The organism is Gluconobacter sp. P1C6_b, assembly GCF_018811945.1.
In the GTDB taxonomy this organism is placed as follows: domain Bacteria; phylum Pseudomonadota; class Alphaproteobacteria; order Acetobacterales; family Acetobacteraceae; genus Gluconobacter.
On record NZ_JACRVU010000002.1, the window covers coordinates 159,955 to 178,270 of the forward strand.

At 61.5% G+C, this 18,316-nt stretch carries 19 protein-coding genes and 1 tRNA gene; 14 read left to right on the forward strand and 6 right to left on the reverse strand.

Annotated features, from left to right (window positions below; translation table 11 throughout):
• Positions 1-17 precede the first annotated feature (17 nt).
• From KP701_RS02515 to KP701_RS02535, 5 genes are all read left to right on the forward strand, one after another.
• Entirely contained in the window at positions 18-212 is a 195-nt protein-coding gene (locus KP701_RS02515) for a DUF3553 domain-containing protein (protein ID WP_062457079.1), read from the forward strand.
• Positions 209-979, forward strand: coding sequence for a double zinc ribbon domain-containing protein (locus KP701_RS02520; RefSeq protein ID WP_371818871.1), 771 nt, complete (start codon positions 209-211; stop codon positions 977-979). The genes KP701_RS02515 and KP701_RS02520 overlap by 4 nt, the downstream gene beginning before the upstream one ends.
• 7 nt (positions 980-986) lie before the next feature.
• A complete protein-coding gene (gene grxC, locus KP701_RS02525; protein ID WP_215745580.1) occupies positions 987-1,244 on the forward strand; it encodes a glutaredoxin 3 in 258 nt (85 codons plus the stop codon).
• Positions 1,245-1,733: a DUF2147 domain-containing protein gene (locus KP701_RS02530; RefSeq protein WP_215745581.1), complete on the forward strand. Its 489-nt coding sequence runs from the start codon at positions 1,245-1,247 to the stop codon at positions 1,731-1,733.
• Between the two features lie 95 nt (positions 1,734-1,828).
• On the forward strand, positions 1,829-3,100 hold the full coding sequence (locus tag KP701_RS02535) for a lactonase family protein (RefSeq protein WP_215745582.1): 1,272 nt from the start codon (positions 1,829-1,831) through the stop codon (positions 3,098-3,100).
• 63 nt (positions 3,101-3,163) lie between these two features.
• On the opposite strand, the gene ubiG is transcribed toward KP701_RS02535, so the two are convergent.
• Positions 3,164-3,919, reverse strand: a complete 756-nt coding sequence (gene ubiG / locus KP701_RS02540; protein WP_215745583.1) for a bifunctional 2-polyprenyl-6-hydroxyphenol methylase/3-demethylubiquinol 3-O-methyltransferase UbiG — start codon at positions 3,917-3,919, stop codon at positions 3,164-3,166.
• A gap of 174 nt (positions 3,920-4,093) precedes the next feature.
• Between ubiG and KP701_RS02545 the strand changes: the two genes are divergently transcribed.
• The 6 genes from KP701_RS02545 to prfA all read left to right on the forward strand — a co-directional run bounded on the left by KP701_RS02545 (position 4,094) and on the right by prfA (position 11,293).
• Positions 4,094-5,419: an aspartate kinase gene (locus tag KP701_RS02545; protein WP_215745584.1), complete on the forward strand. Its 1,326-nt coding sequence runs from the start codon at positions 4,094-4,096 to the stop codon at positions 5,417-5,419.
• Positions 5,416-6,459 (forward strand): nitronate monooxygenase, encoded by a 1,044-nt coding sequence (locus KP701_RS02550; protein WP_215745585.1) that lies wholly within the window; start codon positions 5,416-5,418, stop codon positions 6,457-6,459. Before KP701_RS02545 ends, KP701_RS02550 begins: the two co-directional genes overlap by 4 nt.
• Positions 6,460-6,473: 14 nt before the next feature.
• A complete protein-coding gene (locus KP701_RS02555) occupies positions 6,474-7,757 on the forward strand; it encodes a RodZ domain-containing protein (protein ID WP_215745586.1) in 1,284 nt (427 codons plus the stop codon).
• Between the two features lie 77 nt (positions 7,758-7,834).
• Positions 7,835-8,980 carry a flavodoxin-dependent (E)-4-hydroxy-3-methylbut-2-enyl-diphosphate synthase gene (ispG, locus tag KP701_RS02560; RefSeq protein WP_215745587.1) on the forward strand — a complete coding sequence of 382 codons (1,146 nt, stop codon included), beginning with the start codon at positions 7,835-7,837 and terminating at the stop codon, positions 8,978-8,980.
• A complete protein-coding gene (gene hisS / locus KP701_RS02565; RefSeq protein ID WP_215745588.1) occupies positions 8,980-10,227 on the forward strand; it encodes a histidine--tRNA ligase in 1,248 nt (415 codons plus the stop codon). The genes ispG and hisS overlap by 1 nt, the downstream gene beginning before the upstream one ends.
• A 4-nt stretch (positions 10,228-10,231) precedes the next feature.
• On the forward strand, positions 10,232-11,293 hold the full coding sequence (gene prfA / locus KP701_RS02570; RefSeq protein WP_215745589.1) for a peptide chain release factor 1: 1,062 nt from the start codon (positions 10,232-10,234) through the stop codon (positions 11,291-11,293).
• A gap of 17 nt (positions 11,294-11,310) precedes the next feature.
• On the opposite strand, the gene KP701_RS02575 is transcribed toward prfA, so the two are convergent.
• Positions 11,311-11,781 carry a hypothetical protein gene (locus tag KP701_RS02575; RefSeq protein WP_011251633.1) on the reverse strand — a complete coding sequence of 157 codons (471 nt, stop codon included), beginning with the start codon at positions 11,779-11,781 and terminating at the stop codon, positions 11,311-11,313.
• Positions 11,782-11,811: 30 nt separating this feature from the next.
• On the opposite strand from KP701_RS02575, the gene prmC reads away from it, so the two are divergent.
• A complete protein-coding gene (gene prmC, locus KP701_RS02580) occupies positions 11,812-12,657 on the forward strand; it encodes a peptide chain release factor N(5)-glutamine methyltransferase (RefSeq protein ID WP_215745674.1) in 846 nt (281 codons plus the stop codon).
• A 263-nt stretch (positions 12,658-12,920) separates the two neighbouring features.
• Positions 12,921-13,379 carry a DUF4167 domain-containing protein gene (locus tag KP701_RS02585; RefSeq protein WP_225198089.1) on the forward strand — a complete coding sequence of 153 codons (459 nt, stop codon included), beginning with the start codon at positions 12,921-12,923 and terminating at the stop codon, positions 13,377-13,379.
• Between the two features lie 60 nt (positions 13,380-13,439).
• On the opposite strand, the gene KP701_RS02590 is transcribed toward KP701_RS02585, so the two are convergent.
• Both KP701_RS02590 and KP701_RS02595 read right to left on the reverse strand, forming a co-directional pair.
• Positions 13,440-14,309 carry a glycosyltransferase family 2 protein gene (locus KP701_RS02590; RefSeq protein ID WP_215745591.1) on the reverse strand — a complete coding sequence of 290 codons (870 nt, stop codon included), beginning with the start codon at positions 14,307-14,309 and terminating at the stop codon, positions 13,440-13,442.
• 76 nt (positions 14,310-14,385) lie between these two features.
• Positions 14,386-14,460 (reverse strand) — tRNA-Met (locus KP701_RS02595).
• 203 nt (positions 14,461-14,663) lie between these two features.
• On the opposite strand from KP701_RS02595, the gene KP701_RS02600 reads away from it, so the two are divergent.
• Complete coding sequence (locus KP701_RS02600) at positions 14,664-15,869, forward strand: mechanosensitive ion channel family protein (RefSeq protein ID WP_041110415.1); 1,206 nt, start codon at positions 14,664-14,666, stop codon at positions 15,867-15,869.
• Positions 15,870-15,875: 6 nt separating this feature from the next.
• On the opposite strand, the gene KP701_RS02605 is transcribed toward KP701_RS02600, so the two are convergent.
• The gene (locus tag KP701_RS02605; protein WP_215745592.1) at positions 15,876-17,417 is read right to left on the reverse strand and encodes an amino acid permease; all 1,542 of its coding nucleotides are present in this window, start codon (positions 17,415-17,417) and stop codon (positions 15,876-15,878) included.
• A gap of 38 nt (positions 17,418-17,455) precedes the next feature.
• Positions 17,456-18,298 (reverse strand): undecaprenyl-diphosphate phosphatase, encoded by an 843-nt coding sequence (locus KP701_RS02610; RefSeq protein ID WP_215745593.1) that lies wholly within the window; start codon positions 18,296-18,298, stop codon positions 17,456-17,458.
• Positions 18,299-18,316: the final 18 nt, after the last annotated feature.

An 18,316-nucleotide genomic window follows, 5' to 3' on the forward strand; every position in this document is an offset into this window, starting at 1 on the left:
CCGGTCTTCTGGCAGGTCTGTCAGTGACCGGGCCCTTTCAGTCCTTTCTTGAGCCTGGACAGATTGTCCAGCATCCCGATCACCCCGAATGGGGCTGGGGCCAGGTCCAGTCGGCTGTGGGAGAGCGGGTGACCGTCAATTTCCAGCATCAGGGCAAGGTCCTGATCGATGCCTCCCGAATCACGCTTAAACTGGTACCGCGCACAGGGTGAAACGGCTTCTGACCCGCAGCGCGCGCGTTGTTCTGGATACGCTTCTGCCTCCGACCTGTGCGGCCTGCGGGACGGAAGTCATGACAGAAGGCGCGTTCTGCGGCACGTGTTTCCAGGCCGCTCACCGGATTGTTTCTCCCAGCTGTGACCGATGCGGTGTTCCACTGGAAAATGAGGGCTTGGGCGGTCCTCAGAACTGCTGTGCAGCCTGTCAGGCCCATCCGCCGGTCTGGCGTTCGGCGCGGGCGGCTTTCGTTTACGACACATGGTCGCGGCGCCTGATCCTCCCGTTGAAATATTCCGATCATACTGAAAATGCAGCTGTTCTGGCCCGCCAGATGACATCGGCCGCTGAGGACGTGCTGCAGAACGTCACGCTCGTCGTGCCCGTTCCGCTGTATCGCACCCGTCTGTGGAAACGGCGTTACAATCAGGCTGCGCTGATGGCGCAGGGCGTTTCACGGCTTGCGGGTCTGCCCTGTGTGGTGGATGCTCTTCAGCGTGTCCGCTCCACGCGCTCGCTGGCCCGACTGTCTGCCGGGGAGCGCGAGCGTGAGATGGAACATGCGGTTCGGGTGAGGAAAGGACGTGGAGCGCGGATAGAGGGACAGGCCGTCCTGCTTGTGGATGACGTGCTGACGACAGGGTCTACGGCATCGGCCTGCACGACGTCTCTGATGAAGGCCGGTGCGGTAAGCGTGGATATTTTGGTTGCAGCGCGGACCGGGAGAGTGGATGAACAGAACCCGCGCTTTGTCCAGGAATGAGGATCCTATGTCGAAAATCGAGATTTATACCCAGCCTGGATGTCCTTACTGCGTGCATGCCGTCAGCCTGCTGCGCTCCAAGGGAATAGAGTTTCAGGAAATCAACGCGCCTCGCGGATCGACCGAGCGCGAGGAGTCCATCCGTCGATCCGGCAGCCGGACCGTGCCGCAGACATTTGTGGACGGTAAGGGGCTGGGGGGCTGTGATGACCTGATGGCGCTTGATCGTGCGGGGCGTCTCGATGCCCTGCTGGGCAAGGTCTGAATGCGGGGAGCAGGCTTTTTCGCGGCTGTCCTGCTGGCTGTGTCATCACTTTCCTGTGCCCCGGCACAGGCCCAGACATCTGCTCCAGCAGGTGCGGCTCCTTCGGATATTCCCGAAGAGGGGCTGTGGTTGTCCGAGGAGCATGACGGGCTGTTTTCCATTGAACCCTGCGGTCACATGCTCTGTGGGCAGCTGATTGGCATGGCTTATGACGGGGCTGTTCCCAAGGATGTCTGGGGGCGGTCGCAGTGTGGAATCCGTATGCTGACAGACTTTGTTCCAATTGAGGACCGCAAGTGGCAGGGGCATATTCTTGATCCGCGGACCGGACGGGTCTATCAGGCGCGGATATGGGTGTCTGAGCCCAATGTCCTGAAACTGCGCGGATTCGTTCTGGGAATGCCCCTTCTGGGGGAGACCCAGACCTGGACCCGCTATGCCGGTCCACCTGTAGGGCCGCAATGTAAACTGCCAAAGGACGCCCACTGAACTGGTGGCCGGGAAACTGGTGTCGGGGTCGGGAATGCGTCTTTTCCTGGTAACGGGCGTTATCTCTACCATATCGAAAGGAATGCAGATCCATCATGTCCCACCCTGTTTCCCGCCGTGATTTTGCGGTCGGACTGGTTGCCGGTGTCGCTGCGGCCGGCACCGGTGTCGCCGGGGCCGCTGACCCTGAAAAGGCAGTTCCGACACCTCCGCCACCGCCGAAGCCGGTTGCAAAAACGATCTGTTTCGTCGGCGGATATACGAAACATGGGCCGCCGGGAGGTGGTACCGGGAACGGACAGGGGATCTCCGTTTTCGATATGGATCGCGATACGGGCGTTCTGACGCCGATCACGACCTTCACGGATATCGCCAGCCCGTCTTTCCTTGCGATTTCGAAGGATCAGCGCTTTCTGTACGCGCTGAGCGAGATTGACGATTTCAACAAGGATGGAGACGGTTCCGTCACGGCATTTGCGATCGATCCCAAGACCGGTTCGCTGCGCAAGCTGAATGTTGTCAGCTCGAAAGGTGCCGTTCCGGCCCATCTGAGCATCCACCATTCAGGTCGCTACGTGTTGGTCGCCAACTATGTCGGTGGCTGCGTTGCCGTTCTGCCGATCCGCTCGGACGGATCGCTGGGTGAGGCATCGGATGTTGTCCACAACACGGGGCCGCGTCAGCCGGAACGGGCTTCGGACAATCCGCAGGGCAATTTCGCCGTGTCCGACCATTCGGGGTCGCACCCGCACATGATCCATTCAGACCCGAGTGGCAAGTTCGTGCTGGCGGATGATGCGGGTCTGGACCGGGTCTATGTCTGGACGCTGAACATCGACACCGGAAAGCTGATCCCGGCCAAGACACCCTATTACGATATGGAACCGGGCTCGGCGCCGCGCCATTTCCAGTTCAATCATTCCGGCCGCATCCTGTACAATCTGTGTGAGCAGGATTCGAAGGTCGTCGTTTCCAATTTTGACCCGGCAACGGGCGCGATCAATGACATCCAGACAGTCAGCACCGTGACATCGCATTTCCGCGGCTCGACGTTGGCTGCGGAAATCCTGATCTCGGCCAGTGGCAAGTTCGTCTACGTCTCCAACCGTCTGGGTGATTCGCTGGCCGTCTTCGCCATCGGGGCGGACGGAACGCTGACGCTGCAGGATGAAGTCTGGATGCATGCGGATTACGGTCGCGCGCTGATGTTCGATCCGTCCGGAGCGTTCCTGTTCTGCGCCAACCAGCGTTCGGATGCGGTCACGTCCTTCAAGGTGGACAAGAAGACGGGCGAGATTGCGTTTACGAACAATTTCACGCCCGTTGGCAGTCCGACGACCTTTGCGTTCATGAATACACAGGTCTGATCGAGCGCTGATCCGAAAAGGGCGGTTGCAGCAGAATAATGAACTGCAACCGCCTTTTTTTGCTCAGTCCTTGCGGAAGATCGCGATGTAATTGATGCCGGTATCGCGGCTTTCGCGCCACTGGAACGGGACGTAGCTCATCCCGGCGATGTCCAGCATGCGCAGGCCTGCGCGGCGGCCCATGGCGGCGAGTTCGTCGGGCTTGATGAACTTTTTCCAGTCATGCGTGCCCACGGGCAGCATTCGCAGCAGATATTCCGCGCCGAGCTTGGCGACGGCAAAGGAACGCGGTGTCCGGTTCAGGGTGGACACCGCGACCATTCCGCCCGGCTTCGTCAGCGTGGCCAGCATGATCAGGAAGTCCTGCGGATCGTTGACGTGTTCGATGACCTCAAGGGCGTTGACGACATCAAAGCGCGCGCCTTCCTCAACGAGATCTTCCGCGCTGCCGTTGCGATAGGACAGGGACGCTCCCTCTGGTGGCAGGGGATGGGCGGCCAGATGCGCCTGTGCCGCGCGGATACCGGCGGCACTCGCGTCGATTCCAACTGTCTCAAAACCGAGTTTGGCGTAAGCCTCGCTGGCCAGACCCGCGCCGCAGCCAATATCGAGCAGGCTCAGAGGGCCGGAAGATTCCCTGCGCAGGGGCGCAACATGGCGGCTGACCCATTCGGTGCGGAGCGGGTTCATGGCGTGCAGCGGGGCCATGGGGCCACGGGGATTCCACCAGTCTTCGGCCAGAGCGCTGAAATGGGCGATCTCGGATTCCGATACGGATGCGCGTCTGGAATCCTGTCCCGGGGATGTTTCTGTGGGCATCAGAATTCTCCTTCTGTGTGCCTGTCTGCCGCACGTCATCTGGACGTGGCGGAGCGAGACGAGTATGTGGACCGGCAGAGTCTGTCCAGGTGCCGGGTGGTTTGCATGTCTTTGCCGTACCCGATGCCAGACCCGAGCGCGCAACGCCAGACACGTACTGGAGCCTTATCCGCGATGTCCATGCCCGATACTCCCGTCCACGACCAGGTTTCCGGTCGTGCCGATCCCCATGCCGCCATCAAGGGCGAAAGCGGGAAACGGAAGACGGTTGTCATGAAATTCGGCGGCACGTCCGTCGGGAATATCGAGCGCATCCGGAACGTTGCCAAACGCGTGAAAGCTGAACATGACCGCGGCCGCCGTGTTGCCGTCGTGGTCTCCGCCATGGCTGGTGTCACGAACCGGATGGTCGGCTACTGCGCCGAGCTGGACCCGCTGGCAGACCCGAAGGAATACGATGCCGTTGTTGCCGCCGGTGAGCAGGTGACGAGCGGGCTCGTGTCCATCGCGCTGCAGGCGCTTGGTGTGAAGGCGCGGTCCTTTCAGGGCTGGCAGATCCCGCTCGTAACGGACGATGCGCATGGTAAGGCCGCCATCGAGAGTGTGGACGGTACGGCGCTGCTGGCCTGTCTGGATGATGATGTGGTGCCCGTTGTGGCCGGCTTCCAGGGCGTCGGCCCCGATGGCCGCATCGCGACGCTGGGACGCGGCGGATCGGATACGTCCGCCGTGGCCGTCGCTGCTGCCATCAATGCCGACCAGTGTGATATTTATACCGATGTGGACGGGATCTACACGACCGATCCGCGCATCGTGAAACGCGCCAAGAAGCTGGATCGCATCACCTATGAAGAGATGCTTGAACTGGCTTCGGTAGGCGCCAAGGTACTTCAGACCCGCAGCGTCGCTCTCGCCATGCGCGAGGGTGTCCGGGTGCGGGTGCTGTCATCGTTCGCCGAGACGGATGATGACAGCGGTTCGATTGTGGTTGATGAGGACGAGATCATGGAGAAGGAACTGGTTGCGGGGATTGCCAACTCGCATGACGAAGCGAAAATCTCCGTGCGGAACGTTCCGGACCGTCCGGGCATCGCCGCTGCGATTTTCGACCCGCTGGCAGCCGCGAACATCAATGTTGACATGATCGTCCAGAGCGTCGGCGTGGACAACATGACGAACATGACCTTCACGGTCAGCAAGTCCGACGAGGCCGCTGCCCGCGCCGTGCTGGAGAAGGCCCGCGAATACGTCCAGTATGGCGAACTGATCACGTCCCATAACGTGGTGAAGATTAGCGTCGTGGGTATCGGCATGCGCTCGAATGCCGGTCTGGCCGCGCGGATGTTCCGCACGCTGGCCGATCGCGGCATCAACGTGCAGGTCATCTCCACGAGCGAGATTAAGATCTCCGTCCTGATCGATTCCGAATATACCGAACTGGCCATGCGTGCGCTGCACACGGCTTATGGCCTTGATGCCAAAGAGGGAGCCGAGGCGTGAGCGAAACCCTGAATGCCCGCGCGACGCTGGACCGGCTGTGGAAGCCGGGCTGTGACTTCCTCGGGAGCGAAGTCGCCATCCTTGGTGGCGCCATGTCCTGGGTCAGCGAGCGGCATCTGGTTTCCGCGATTTCCAATGCGGGCGGATTCGGCGTTATTGCCTGTGGTGCAATGTCGCCCGAGCGTCTGGAAGAGGAAATCGTCGCCACGCAGGCGATGACGAAGCGCCCGTTCGGCGTGAACCTCATCACCATGCATCCCGAACTCGACCGGCTCGTGGATGTGTGTCTGGCGCATAATGTCTCGCATATCGTGCTCGCGGGCGGCGTGCCGAACAGCACCACGATCCGCAAGGTGCGTGATGGCGGGGCGCGGGCGATCGGCTTTGCCCCGGCGCTGGCTCTGGGCAAGCGTCTGGTACGCATGGGCATTGAAGCTCTTGTGATCGAAGGCTCGGAAGCCGGCGGCCATGTCGGTCCGGTGTCGCTGACCGTTCTGGCGCAGGAAATCCTGCCGCATATCCGTGATGTGCCTGTCTTTGTTGCCGGTGGTCTGGGCCGTGGTGACGCGATCCTGTCCTATCTGGAGCAAGGGGCGTCTGGTGCGCAGCTTGGAACGCTGTTTGCAGCGTCCGAAGAGAGCATCGCGCATGAAAACTTCAAGAAGGCCTTCCTGCGCGCCAATGCCCGCGATGCGGTGACGACCGTGCAGCTCGACGAGCTGTTCCCGGTCATCCCGGTGCGGGGGCTTTCGAACGAAGGTGGCCGGAATTTCGCACGTCTTCAGGGCGAAGCGCTCCGGAAGTTCCAGAGCGGCGAGCTGACCAAGGAAGAAGCCCAGCTCTCGATCGAGCATTACTGGGCGGGTGCCCTGCGCCGCGCCGTCATCGAGGGCGATGTAGAGACGGGTTCGGTCATGGCTGGTCAGTCTGTCGGCATGGTCAAGGAAGTCCGTTCGGTGGCTGAAATTATCGCGACGCTGGTTGAGCAGGCCGTGGATGCCATCAAGCAGCGCGAAACCCGCATCCACGCGCCAAGCTAACGGATTGTCCGGTCATGTCCCCACCGTCCTCGAACCGCCCGTTTTCGCAACCTTCCGACCAGCCAAGTGTCGGAACGGTGCTGCGTGCGCGTCGCGAGGAACTCGGCTGGCGGCTTGAAGATGTGGCGGAATGGTTGAGAATCCGCCCGAAACTGCTGGCAGCGCTCGAGGCAGACGATCTGTCAAAGCTGCCTGGGGTCGCGTATGCTGTGGGATTTCTCCGCACCTATGCCCATGCCATGCAACTGGATGCGGATGCGCTGGTCGAGCGGTTCCGCCGTGACACGCGCGGCGCCGTAACCCGCAAGCCAGAGCTGGTTTTTCCGCAGCCTGAGGGTGATCGCGGGTTGCCGGTCGGTGTACTCGTCGGGGCAGGGCTTGTGGTTGTGGTCGCGGCCTATGTGGGCTGGTATCGCTTTACAGAACATGACAATCCGGCCCAGAGGCAGGTCCCGGCCGTGGCGGAACTGATGCCAGGGGCTGCAACGCCGGCCATGACCTCTCCGCAGGTCGCCTCAGTGATGCCCGGACGCGCTCCGACGCCGGAGCCTCATGCTCCCGTGACACCGTCCTCTGTTCCTGCGACGTCTGCACCCGTTCTGACGCAGAATGCTCCGGCTCCGGAGGTTCCTGCAGCCCCTGCGGGTGCACAATCCACGCCCCCGAGTGCCGCGCCTTCTGTGGCTCCGCCGGCTTCGGATGACGATTCAGAGACGACGCCCCCGGCAGGCGAGGCAGCGCCTACACAGCAGACTGATACACAGCAGACGGGGGCGATCGGCCGGCCCGCCACGGATCTGCCGCCGGCTGTACCTGAGGGAGCCGTTGTGCTCCGGGCGCTGGCTCCCGTCTGGACACAGGTCAGGGACCGGGACGGACATGTTCTCATGTCGCGTGTGATGCAGCCGGGTGAAAGCTGGCAGGGTGATCCGGCGGGGGCTCCGTTCCGGATGTCATTCGGCAATGCTGGCGGTATTGTCCTGACCACGGCCGGGGCAACCAGTGCGCCGCTGGGGAAAGAAGGGCAGGTCCGCCGGAATGTCGAGGTGACGGCCGATGCCATCCGTTCCGGAGCATTCGGATCGGGGATCGCGCTGCCGGTGCAGCCCAATGCGCCGCTTCCCGTACCAGGAGCAGCCTCTGCGCCGCTGGCTGTTGCGCCTGCGCCCGTGCCACCCAGAGCACCGCCTGTTTCCGTTCCCCGGAAGGCACCGACAGCACCTGAAGTCTCGGCCGACGACCTCAATGCCCGACAGCTTGAACATCAGCCGCTGGAACAATCGTCGCCACCGCATTAAACCCATAGATCCATCAGGGGGGCTCAATGCCCCTGAGACAGAGCTCCCGGTCCTTTCCGGGCACGAAGAGGTAAATCATGAGCAGCTACCGTCCCTATCAGCACATCGAGCGTCGCAAGTCGCGCCAGATCCATGTCGGCAAGGTTGCGGTCGGTGGTGATGCCCCGATCTCCGTGCAGACCATGACCAACACCCTGACATCCGATGCGCAGGCCACGATCGACCAGATCCGCCTGGCCGAGCTGGCAGGTGTGGACATCGTGCGCGTGTCCTGTCCGGATGAGGCCAGCACGGCCGCCCTGGCGGAGATCGTGCATGAAGTGAACGTCCCCATCGTTGCGGACATCCACTTTCACTACAAGCGCGCCATCGAAGCCGCCAAGGCCGGTGCGGCCTGCCTGCGAATCAATCCGGGCAATATCGGCAGCGCCGAGCGCGTGCGTGAAGTCGTCAACGCCGCCAAGGATTATGGTTGCTCCATCCGCATCGGCGTGAACGCCGGTTCGCTCGAAAAGCACCTGCTTGAGAAATACGGTGAGCCCAACCCCGAAGCTCTGGTCGAGAGCGCTCTGGAACACGCGAAGATCCTCGAGGATCACGACTTCCACGAGTTTAAGATCAGCGTGAAAGCCTCGGACGTGTTCATGGCGGTCGCGGCCTATCAGCAGCTTGCGGATTGCTGTGACCACCCGCTGCATATCGGCATCACCGAAGCCGGCTCCAAGCGTGCTGGCACTGTGAAATCCTCCATCGGTCTGGGCAATCTGCTCTGGGCCGGCGTGGGTGACACGATGCGCGTGTCGCTTTCCGCTGCTCCGGAAGAAGAAGTACTGGTCGGCTGGGATATCCTGAAGTCCCTCGGCCTGCGTCATCGCGGCGTGAAGATCATTTCCTGCCCGTCCTGCGCGCGTCAGGGCTTCAACGTCGTCGAGACGGTGCAGACGCTGGAAGACCGCCTGCAGCACATCAAGACGCCGCTGACGCTGTCCATCATCGGCTGCGTGGTGAATGGCCCGGGTGAGGCTCTGATGACCGATATCGGCGTGACCGGTGGTGGCAATGGCCGTCACATGGTCTATGCCGCAGGACGTCAGGACCACACGATGCCGGCTGGCGACATGATCGAGCATATCGTTGAACTGGTGGAAAAGAAGGTTTCGGACATCGAGGCCGGCAAGGTCGAGGCGTCCACGGCCAAGCAGATGGACCCGGCAGCCAGCTGATGTCAGGACTTCAGCCCCCACGCGGCACCCATGACCTCATCGGCGAGACCATGCGCCGTCACCACCATGTCGTGGAGACGGCCCGCAGGGTGCTGCGGACCTATGGTTTCGAGGAATGGAGCACACCCATTTTCGAAGACACGCGCGTTTTTTCGCGCACGCTCGGCGAGACATCCGATGTCGTGTCCAAGGAGATGTACACGTTCGAGGATCGTGGCGGTGAGAGCATCACCCTGCGTCCCGAAGGCACGGCGGCGATCTGCCGGGCACTGGTCACGAACGGTCTGACGCAGTCCCTGCCGCAGAAGGTGTTCTATCACGGGCCGATGTTCCGTTATGAGCGTCCCCAGAAGGGGCGTTACCGTCAGTTCCACCAGATCGGTGCGGAACTGATCGGGGCGGAAAGCCCGCTTCGGGATGCCGAGACGATTGCCATGGCGCAGGACATCCTGCGCGAACTCGGTCTGGGTGATCACGTCACGCTGGAGCTCAACACGCTTGGTGATCTGGCCAGCCGTCAGGCCTGGCGGGAGGCGCTGGTGGCATATTTCCGCGATCATGCAGATGCGCTGTCGGAAGAAAGCCGCGTCCGTCTTGAAGCCAATCCGCTGCGAATTCTGGACAGCAAGTCCGAACAGGACCGCAAACTGCTCGACGATGCTCCGGCATTTGCGGACTATCTGAACGATGAATCCCGGCAGTTCTGGGACGGATTGTGCTCCAGCCTTCAGGCCTTTGGCGTCGATTTCGTTGAAAATCCGCGCATCGTCCGGGGCCTCGATTATTACAGTCACACGGCATTCGAGTTCGTGACTTCCAAGCTTGGCGCCCAAGGTACGGTGCTCGCCGGTGGGCGGTATGAAGGGCTTGTGGAGCAGATGGGCGGCCCGGCCATTCCGGCGATCGGCTGGGCTGGTGGGATCGAGCGTCTGGCGATGCTGCTGGACTCTGTCCCTGAGCTTCCGGCCGGTATTGCGCTGGTACCGATGGGAGACGAGGCTGTTCTGCGGGCGGCATCCATCGCGCGCAGTCTCCGTTCTGCGGGTCTTCGGGCCGAGATTGAGACCCGTGGCAACATGAAGAAGCGGATGGAGCGTGTGGTGAAGTCCGGCGCGTCCCATGCGATTGTTCTGGGCGATGAGGAAATCGCCCGCAATGTCGTGCAGCTTCGCGATCTGTCCAGCCGCGAGCAGCAGGAAGTGCCTGTGGCGGATGTTGCACGGGTCCTGAGCGCAGGACGCGCCTGAACAGATGGCATTTGACGACAGGCTTGAGCGGATTGTCGCGCGTTCGGAGGAAGTTCAGGCCCTGATGTCTTCCGGCGAACTGACGGGTGAGGACTTCACCCGTCTGTCGCAGGAATATGCCGAACTGGAGCCGGTGGTGGCCTCCATTCAGGCCTGGAAAAGTGCCGAGGAACAGAAAGCCGGGGCGCAGGCCCTGCTTGATGATCCGGAAATGCGTGAGCTGGCCCAGATGGAGCTTGTGGAGATCGAGGCGACGTTACCCGATCTTCAGCATGCCCTGCGTCTGGCGCTTCTGCCGAAAGATGCGGCGGATGAACGCAGTGCCATCCTTGAAATCCGTCCCGCAGCGGGCGGTGATGAGGCGGGACTGTTCGCCGCGGAACTGTTTGATGCCTACCGTCGCTTTTCCGAACAGAATGGCTGGCGTTTCGAAGTCATGGAATATGCCGAGAACGAGGTGGCGGGCCTCAAGGAAGGCATGGCGACCATTTCAGGCCGTTCGGTTTTCGCACGGCTGAAATATGAATCCGGCGTGCACCGGGTCCAGCGTGTTCCGGCCACGGAAAGTCAGGGACGGATCCATACGTCGACAGTGACTGTCGCCGTACTGCCTGAAGCCGAAGAAGTCGACGTCACGATCAATGACGACGACCTGCGAATCGACGTTTATCGGGCTTCGGGGGCAGGTGGCCAGCACGTCAACAAGACCGAGAGTGCGGTTCGCATCACGCATATGCCCAGCGGTATCGTGGTGGCGATGCAGGAAGAGAAAAGCCAGCACAAGAACAAGGCCAAGGCCATGAAAATCCTGCGCGCCCGGCTCTATGAGCGGGAACGCGCGCAGCTTCATGCCACTCGTGCCGCGGACCGGAAGTCACAGGTCGGAACGGGCGATCGTTCCGAGCGCATCCGGACCTATAATTTCCCGCAGGGGCGCGTGACGGACCACCGGATCAATCTGACGCTCTACAAAATTGACCGGATCATGGGCGGTGAGTTCGATGAGATCATCGACGCACTCACCCGTGAAGAGCAGACGGAACTGCTCGCCGCCGAAGGGTTCTGAGTTTCAGGTATTGGGCCTCAGGTATTCGGTGTCGCGCAGACGGCAGCGCGACCGTGCCGATGGGTTGCGACAGCGGCATCGTCGTAGTCGACCAGAAAGAAATCGGTGAAGTTGTTGGTCCCCACAGCGTCGAGCGAATGGCCTTCGGGGTGGTGGAGCTGGCCTTCGCTGCTGACCTGATGGGTTTCCTGATGGCCGTTATGGACGATGGTGATTTCGCCACACAGCGCATAATCGACATCGAAGCGGCCAACCGGAAGCGGGATCGTCTGCGTCTCATGGGCCTTGGACAGTCCCAGTCTGAAGGTCGCAACCAGATTGCCGTCCAGATACAGGCGCGAGACTTCCGAAATTTCTTCGGGCGCGCGCTCGTCCGTCACGGTAAAGGACGGGGGCAGTTCCGTGGACAGTTCCGACTGGGCGTGAACGGGATTGAGCGTGCAGCCAAGCAGCAGGGCGGAATAGAGGAAGGCGCGTTTGGACTTCATGACACCAACTATAACAGGTTCGCTTCGATGATGATGGCCAAAGATGATCTTTTGCGCGAGGCCTCGCAGGCGCTGGAGCAGGCCGGGATCGAGGATGCGCGCCGTGAAGCCCGGCTCCTGCTGTGCTGGGCGACAGGGCGGGATCTGGGGGGGCTGCTCTCTCTGGATGGTGTGGAGCCTGCGCAGAAATCGCGATTCGCAGAGGCCTTGAAGCGGCGTCTGAACCGGGAACCTCTTGCGTTCATTACCGGCGAAACAGGATTCTGGACGCTGGATCTGGAGACGGGGCGTGACACGCTGATCCCCCGGGCCGACAGTGAAGCCCTGATCGAAGCCCTGCTGGATGTCTGTCCGGATCGCAACGCGCCGCTCTCAATTCTGGATCTTGGAACCGGAACAGGCTGCCTGCTGCTGGCGGCCCTGTCCGAATATCCGCAGGCCACGGGTGTGGGCGTGGATCTGTCTCTTCAGGCTGCGGCCTTGGCACGGCGGAATTCCGTTCGTACCGGACTGGAAAAGCGCACTGCCTTCTTGGCCGGAAGCTGGGCGGATGCACTGAACGCCCGCTTTGACGTGGTTCTGTCCAATCCGCCTTACATCGAGACCGGGGATCTGGCGGGGCTGATGCCCGAAGTCCTGCAGTATGAGCCAGCGCGGGCTCTGGATGGCGGGACAGATGGGCTGGACGCCTATCGCATCCTGTGCGCTGCGTTGCCTGCGCTTCTGGTGCCGGGGGGATACGCGATCCTGGAGATGGGGATCGGGCAGATCGATGCGGTCTCCGCGCTGGGAGTGGCGAGCGGACTGCGGGACGTGGCGCATAAGGCTGATCTGGGCGGCATCGAAAGAGCTCTCGTCCTGCAATCAGACGGGTGAGGGCGGATCGTGACGAAAAACCGTTGGCTTGACTGACGGAACTTGGTATTGCTAATGCCAATGCATGCGAATTGAGGGTGTTTTGCCAGCACTGTCAGGCGCATCTTTGCCCATCGTTCATGTCATCATGCACTGACGATGGAAGACTGGCTGAGCTGGGTTCAGCCATAGCGGAACAGACAGACGTCTTTTTCGACAGCGGCGGTCGGACTTTCTGCAGTTGCAGAACGGTCCACGTCATCATGAAAGTGCATCACGGGTCGATGAATATGAAGCGCATAAGAGGCCGGCATCATCGTGCGGGTAGTGGGCCATCACGCAGCAGCAATGCCCAGACACCTCTGAACCGCAACCATGTGTTTGACAGTAACGGACCTGATCTCCGGGTCCGTGGTACGGCGCAGCAGCTGTTCGAGAAGTATCTCCAGCTGGGCCGCGACGCGACCGGAACTGGCGACCGCATTCTTGCAGAAGCCTATTTCCAGCACGCGGAGCATTATTTCCGTATTCTCAACGCCATGAATCAGGCTGCCGAGAAGAGCCAGCAGGAGCGCACCGAGCGTCAGCAGCAGCGCCAGCGCGCTTATGAAGACCGCCGGGAGCCGCGTGGCGAGCGTTCTGAAGAGGAGCAGTCCTCGCAGGAACAGGATGCCGAACACAACGCCGAGCGTCCCTCGGAAGATGATCAGTATCATCGCACGGCTGAGGTCGAGGCAGACTGAAGCCTTGGCTCAGACACAAAAAAAAGCCGGTCCCGCAAAGGGCCGGCTTTTTTTTGTGTCTCAGACCCGCCCTATGAATCTCTCGGGAACGCGCCACAGTTCCGTACCGCTCAGATGGAGATCAAGGCGGTAGCGGTCGTGCAGACGTGTCTGCGTGCTGTCTTCGACCTGCTGGCGCCATTCGCTCAGACGCCCGTCACGATTATCGAGAGTGCTGTCAGTTCGTGGCAGCCCTGCCATGCTGCGCAGCATGTTTTCCCAGTCCGTGTTTTCCAGACGCTGGTGACGCCCGACGTCCTCGGAAATCCAGGGCTGTCTGCGGGTGCGTTCCAGCCGCTCCAGTCCCGATGCCAGATCCGCGTAGCGCAGATGGAACAGGAAAAGTGGCGCTGCAAGACTGGGGACGGTCTCCTCGCAGCAGTGAAAGCCGGGGGCCCACGTAATGGGGATACGGGTCAGGACCGGTTTGCACATCGCGCTGGAGAAGCGGAGATGGCGACGCTGCAGGGAGAAGGGGCGGCTGTAGTCGAACGGCGCTTCCTCGTCCGGGATATGAATGACGTCAAACCCCGTGGCGGTGACGACAGGGCTTCGGTTCAGGAGCGCGAATTCCGTCAGGGAAGGGACGAAAGCCGGGTCCGCGAGCAGGATTTCGTCCACGTCCGTATAAATGATGCTGTCATACCATTCGAGCAGACTGTCGCAGAATTTTCCGATGGATCGGGTGCGGCGTTCATCGTCCTGCGGGGAGCGGGGGATCCGGACGACGTTGACCTGCCCCAGATGGGCGGTCGAGCCATCGTCCGATCCGTGATCGATCACGTAGCAGGCGGATTCTCCAACCTGGGTAGCATAATGACGCCGCCAGATCTGAAGATGTTCCGGCTCGTTATAGACCATCGTCACGACGGCGAGGGGTTTCTTGATCATGCCGGGCAGAATACAGGAAACCGCCCCGCACAGCAGGGCATCGCCGGAATGAATTTTCTGTTTTCGGGAAAAGGGATGGTAGCGGTGGACGGATTTGAACCGCCGACCAAGGGATTATGATTCCCCTGCTCTACCACTGAGCTACACCGCCATCCGGCCGGGGTTAACCGGCGTTGTCGCGGGGTTTTAAGGGGGATCTTTCAGGGTGTCAACACGTTAGTCCCGGGAAAATAAGATGTTTTTACGGGTCGCATTGTCCGGGGTGCCCGTGGCATTTGAGGTATCACGGTTTTCCAATCCATTCGGCCTTTTCCAGGCCCGCAATTCCTTTTGATGCAAGGAGTCCTTCATCTGGTGACGCAACATTTCGTCAGCACCCTGTTTGCCATACGGTCCTATTTCACCTGGCTCCCTGCTTCCGTCGTTTCGGTGCTGATGCTGGTGGTGGTGGGGGTGCTGGCGTTCTATTGCGGCAATCTGGTCACGACACAGCTCCTGCGGATCCCGGGATCGCGCAAGGCCGCGCTGATCCGGCGGATCGTCTCGTCCCTGCGCAGGCCCACGCGGCTGATGGTGGCGCTCCTGGCCATGCTGTCCGCGCTGCCGGCAGCAACGGGATTTACGGCGGCGCAGGAAGACGATCTTCAGCTCTTTTTCCTGTTCCTGCTGATCCTGACCTTCGGTTTCTCGGCGATCATGGTCTTCCGGATCATGACGGAGGTTTATCTCAACCGTCTGGCGGCGCGTGAGGAGACGGACGATATCATGATCCGCTCGCACCAGACGCAGATCCGCGTCCTGCGGCGGCTGACGGAAATTCTGGTGGGGATCGTGACGGTGGCCTCGGCGCTCATGCTGTTTCCGTCGGTCAAGCAGTACGGTCTGTCGCTGTTCGCATCTGCGGGAGCAGCATCGCTGATCGTCGGTCTGTCGGCGCGAGGGCTGCTGACGAACCTGATCGCGGGCGTCCAGATCGCGCTGACCCAGCCGATCCGGATGGAAGACCTGATCATCATCAATGGTGACTGGTGCTGGGTGGAGGAAATCAACGCGACCTATGTGGTGCTGCGGGTCTGGGACTGGCGGCGACATATTGTGCCGATCTCGTATTTCCTGGAGAACCAGTTCGAGAACTGGACGCATAATTCCGCGGCCATCATCGGTGTCGTGTTTCTCTGGGTCGATTATCAGGCGCCGATGGACAAGATCCGCGAGATGCTGAACGAGATCGTGCGCGGCTGTCCGCTGTGGGACGGGCGCGTGTTCGACGTGCAGGTGGCGGATTGCGATGCGCACGTCATGTCCATCCGCATCATCGCCAGCGCGCGCACCGCGCTTCAGAGCTGGGATCTGCGGTGCGATATCCGCGAGAAGATTATCGCCCGGATCCGCGATGAATGTCCCGAAGCACTGCCTCGTTCGCGTTTCTCCATGATGCCTCCCGCAGCCGGGGCTCAGGAGCCCTGGGAGCGGATGGCGCCCCCGATCAGCCGGCCGCCGCCGGGAAGCTATATGGGCCCGGGCATGGGGCCTGGCAGCTCGTCGATGTCGTCAGACTGAGGAATGCTAGGCTGAGGGGTGCTCCGGGCGCATTTTTGAATGACGCCGTCCGTAGAAGGCGTAAGTCGCAATGCCCAGTGCCAGATAGGTTACCAGAAGGATCAGCGGGACCGGGTTGCCGCTGGTAACGGCGTGAACCATGTCCGAGACCAGCGGAATGGTCATGACGAGGCAGAACACGATGCCGAGCGCGGGTGTTGTGCCGATCCAGATCCCGCGGATGCGGATACCGCCCAGCGGGACGCTGAAGGGACGCACGATGTCAGGCCGCGTGTTGCGCTGCCAGATGACCGTAAAGCAGACAATCCCGAACGCTGCGGCCGTCCCGATGGAAACGAGATCGCTGATGATGTCGATCGGCAGGGTTGCCGTGATGAGGGCGACCACGAGGCCCAGAACGATGGTCCCGATCCACGGCGTACGGAATTTCGGATGGATGACGCTGAAGATCTGCGGGATCAGCCCGTCGCGGCTGATGGTCAGCAGGACGCGGGACTGCGCGTACATCAGGCCCATCAGGACCGAGCACAGGCCGATTGTCGCCCCGATATTGACCAGCAGGGACAGCCAGGGCGTGTGCATGATCTTCACGGCAATGGCGAGCGGATCGGGCACATCCAGCTCACGATAAGGCACGATGCCGAGCAGGACGGTCGCGACGATCATGTAGACGATAGTGCAGATCAGCAGGCTGCCGATGATGCCAATCGGCACGTCGCGGGTGGGGTTGCGGGCCTCGGCCGAGGCGGTGGAAACGGCCTCGAACCCGACATAGGCAAAGAAAATCACCGATGCAGCGCGGAAAATGCCACGGACCCCATAATGGAATCCGCCTTCGCTGGGGGGAATGAACGGGTGCCAGTTCGCCGGATTGACGGCCCCGATGCCCAACGCCACGAATACGAACAGTACCCCGACTTTAAGCGCCACGATCATGGTGTTGATGCGGGCGGATTCCTCGACGCCCCGGACCAGCAGGGCCGTTACCAGCAGCGTCGCGGTAAAGCCGATGAGATCGAACCGCCAGTCGGCGCTGATCTGTGCTCCGGCCGTGCCGGGCACCGGCTGGAGCGTTGCGTGGATCAGTGCGGATGGCAGGTGAAAGCCTGTGACGCCCAGCAGGGAGCTTGCATAGCCCGACAGGCCCGCCGCGACGGCGGAGCATGAAATTCCGTACTCCAGAAGCAGGAGCCAGCCGACCATCCAGGCTGCTTTCTCGCCCATCGAGATATAGGCGTAGGAATAGGCCGAGCCCGATACGGGAAGGGTCGAGGACAGTTCGCCGTACGAAAAGGCTGTGAACAGGCAGGCGAGGGCAGCGATGACGAAGGAAATCAGGACCGAGGGGCCGGCATATTCGGCAGCGGCCGTACCCGTCATGACATAGATGCCAGCGCCGATCGTGGACCCGACCCCGAGGATGATCAGCTGTGTCGCCGTCAGGCTGCGCTTGAGGCCGTTCGTGTCGTTCTCGAAAAGGACCTGTTCAAGGGTCTTTCGGCGGCCTGGTCCGGGGAGATCGGGAGGAGATTGTATCGAAGCTGGCATGATCCGCAATGTGCCGCGAAAAACGGCGGCTGGAAAGGTCAGAGAAGAATGACGGCACCGGCGAAAAGGCCAGCCAGAACGCAGTAGACACCAAATGGTGTCAGGGCCCAACCATCATGGTTGCGAAAGAAGCGCAGCATCACGAGCGAGCAGATCAGCGCGGTCAGCCCGGCAACGACGGCACCGGCGACGCACTGCACCATGATGTCGTGTGAGATTGTCATGTGACGCATCTGCCAGGCTTCACGGACCGTGGCCGCAAGCACGATGGGCTGGGCCATCAGGAGCGAAAACCGCGCGGCCGTTTCGTGATCCAGCCCGCGCAGAAGGCCACCATTCATGGTTGCACCCGACCGTGACAGACCCGGCAGAAGAGCCAGGCACTGCCAGATGCCGATGATCACGGCATCCTTTGGAGCAAGTGTGGCGATGGGCTTGTGGTCGCGGTGGCCCTTCTGGCGCCGGAGCCATTCCGTCGCCATGAGCAGGAAACCGTTGAGGATCAGGAACCCCGCAACGGCGAGGGGCGTGCCGAATACGGCGCGCAGGCGGTGCTCCAGAAGCCATCCGACGAGAACGGCGGGAATGGTGGCAATGACCAGAAGCCCGAAGATCCGAATCGCTTCCATCTGCCGGTAACTGCCGTAGCGGCCGAACATACCGCCCAGAATGGCCATCCAGTCCCGCCAGAACACACCGGCCAGCGCGACCAGCGTGCCGACATGCAGCATGGTCAGGAACGGCAGAAACATCGGGGCGTGTTCGTCCAGGTCCCAGTGCAGGAGAGCGGGCAGGAGCACGGCATGACCGAGGCTGCTGACCGGGAAGGGTTCGGTAATTCCCTGAACGATGGCGAGGATGAGGGCCTGAAGAAGCGTCATGGAGCCTGTTTCGGGTGG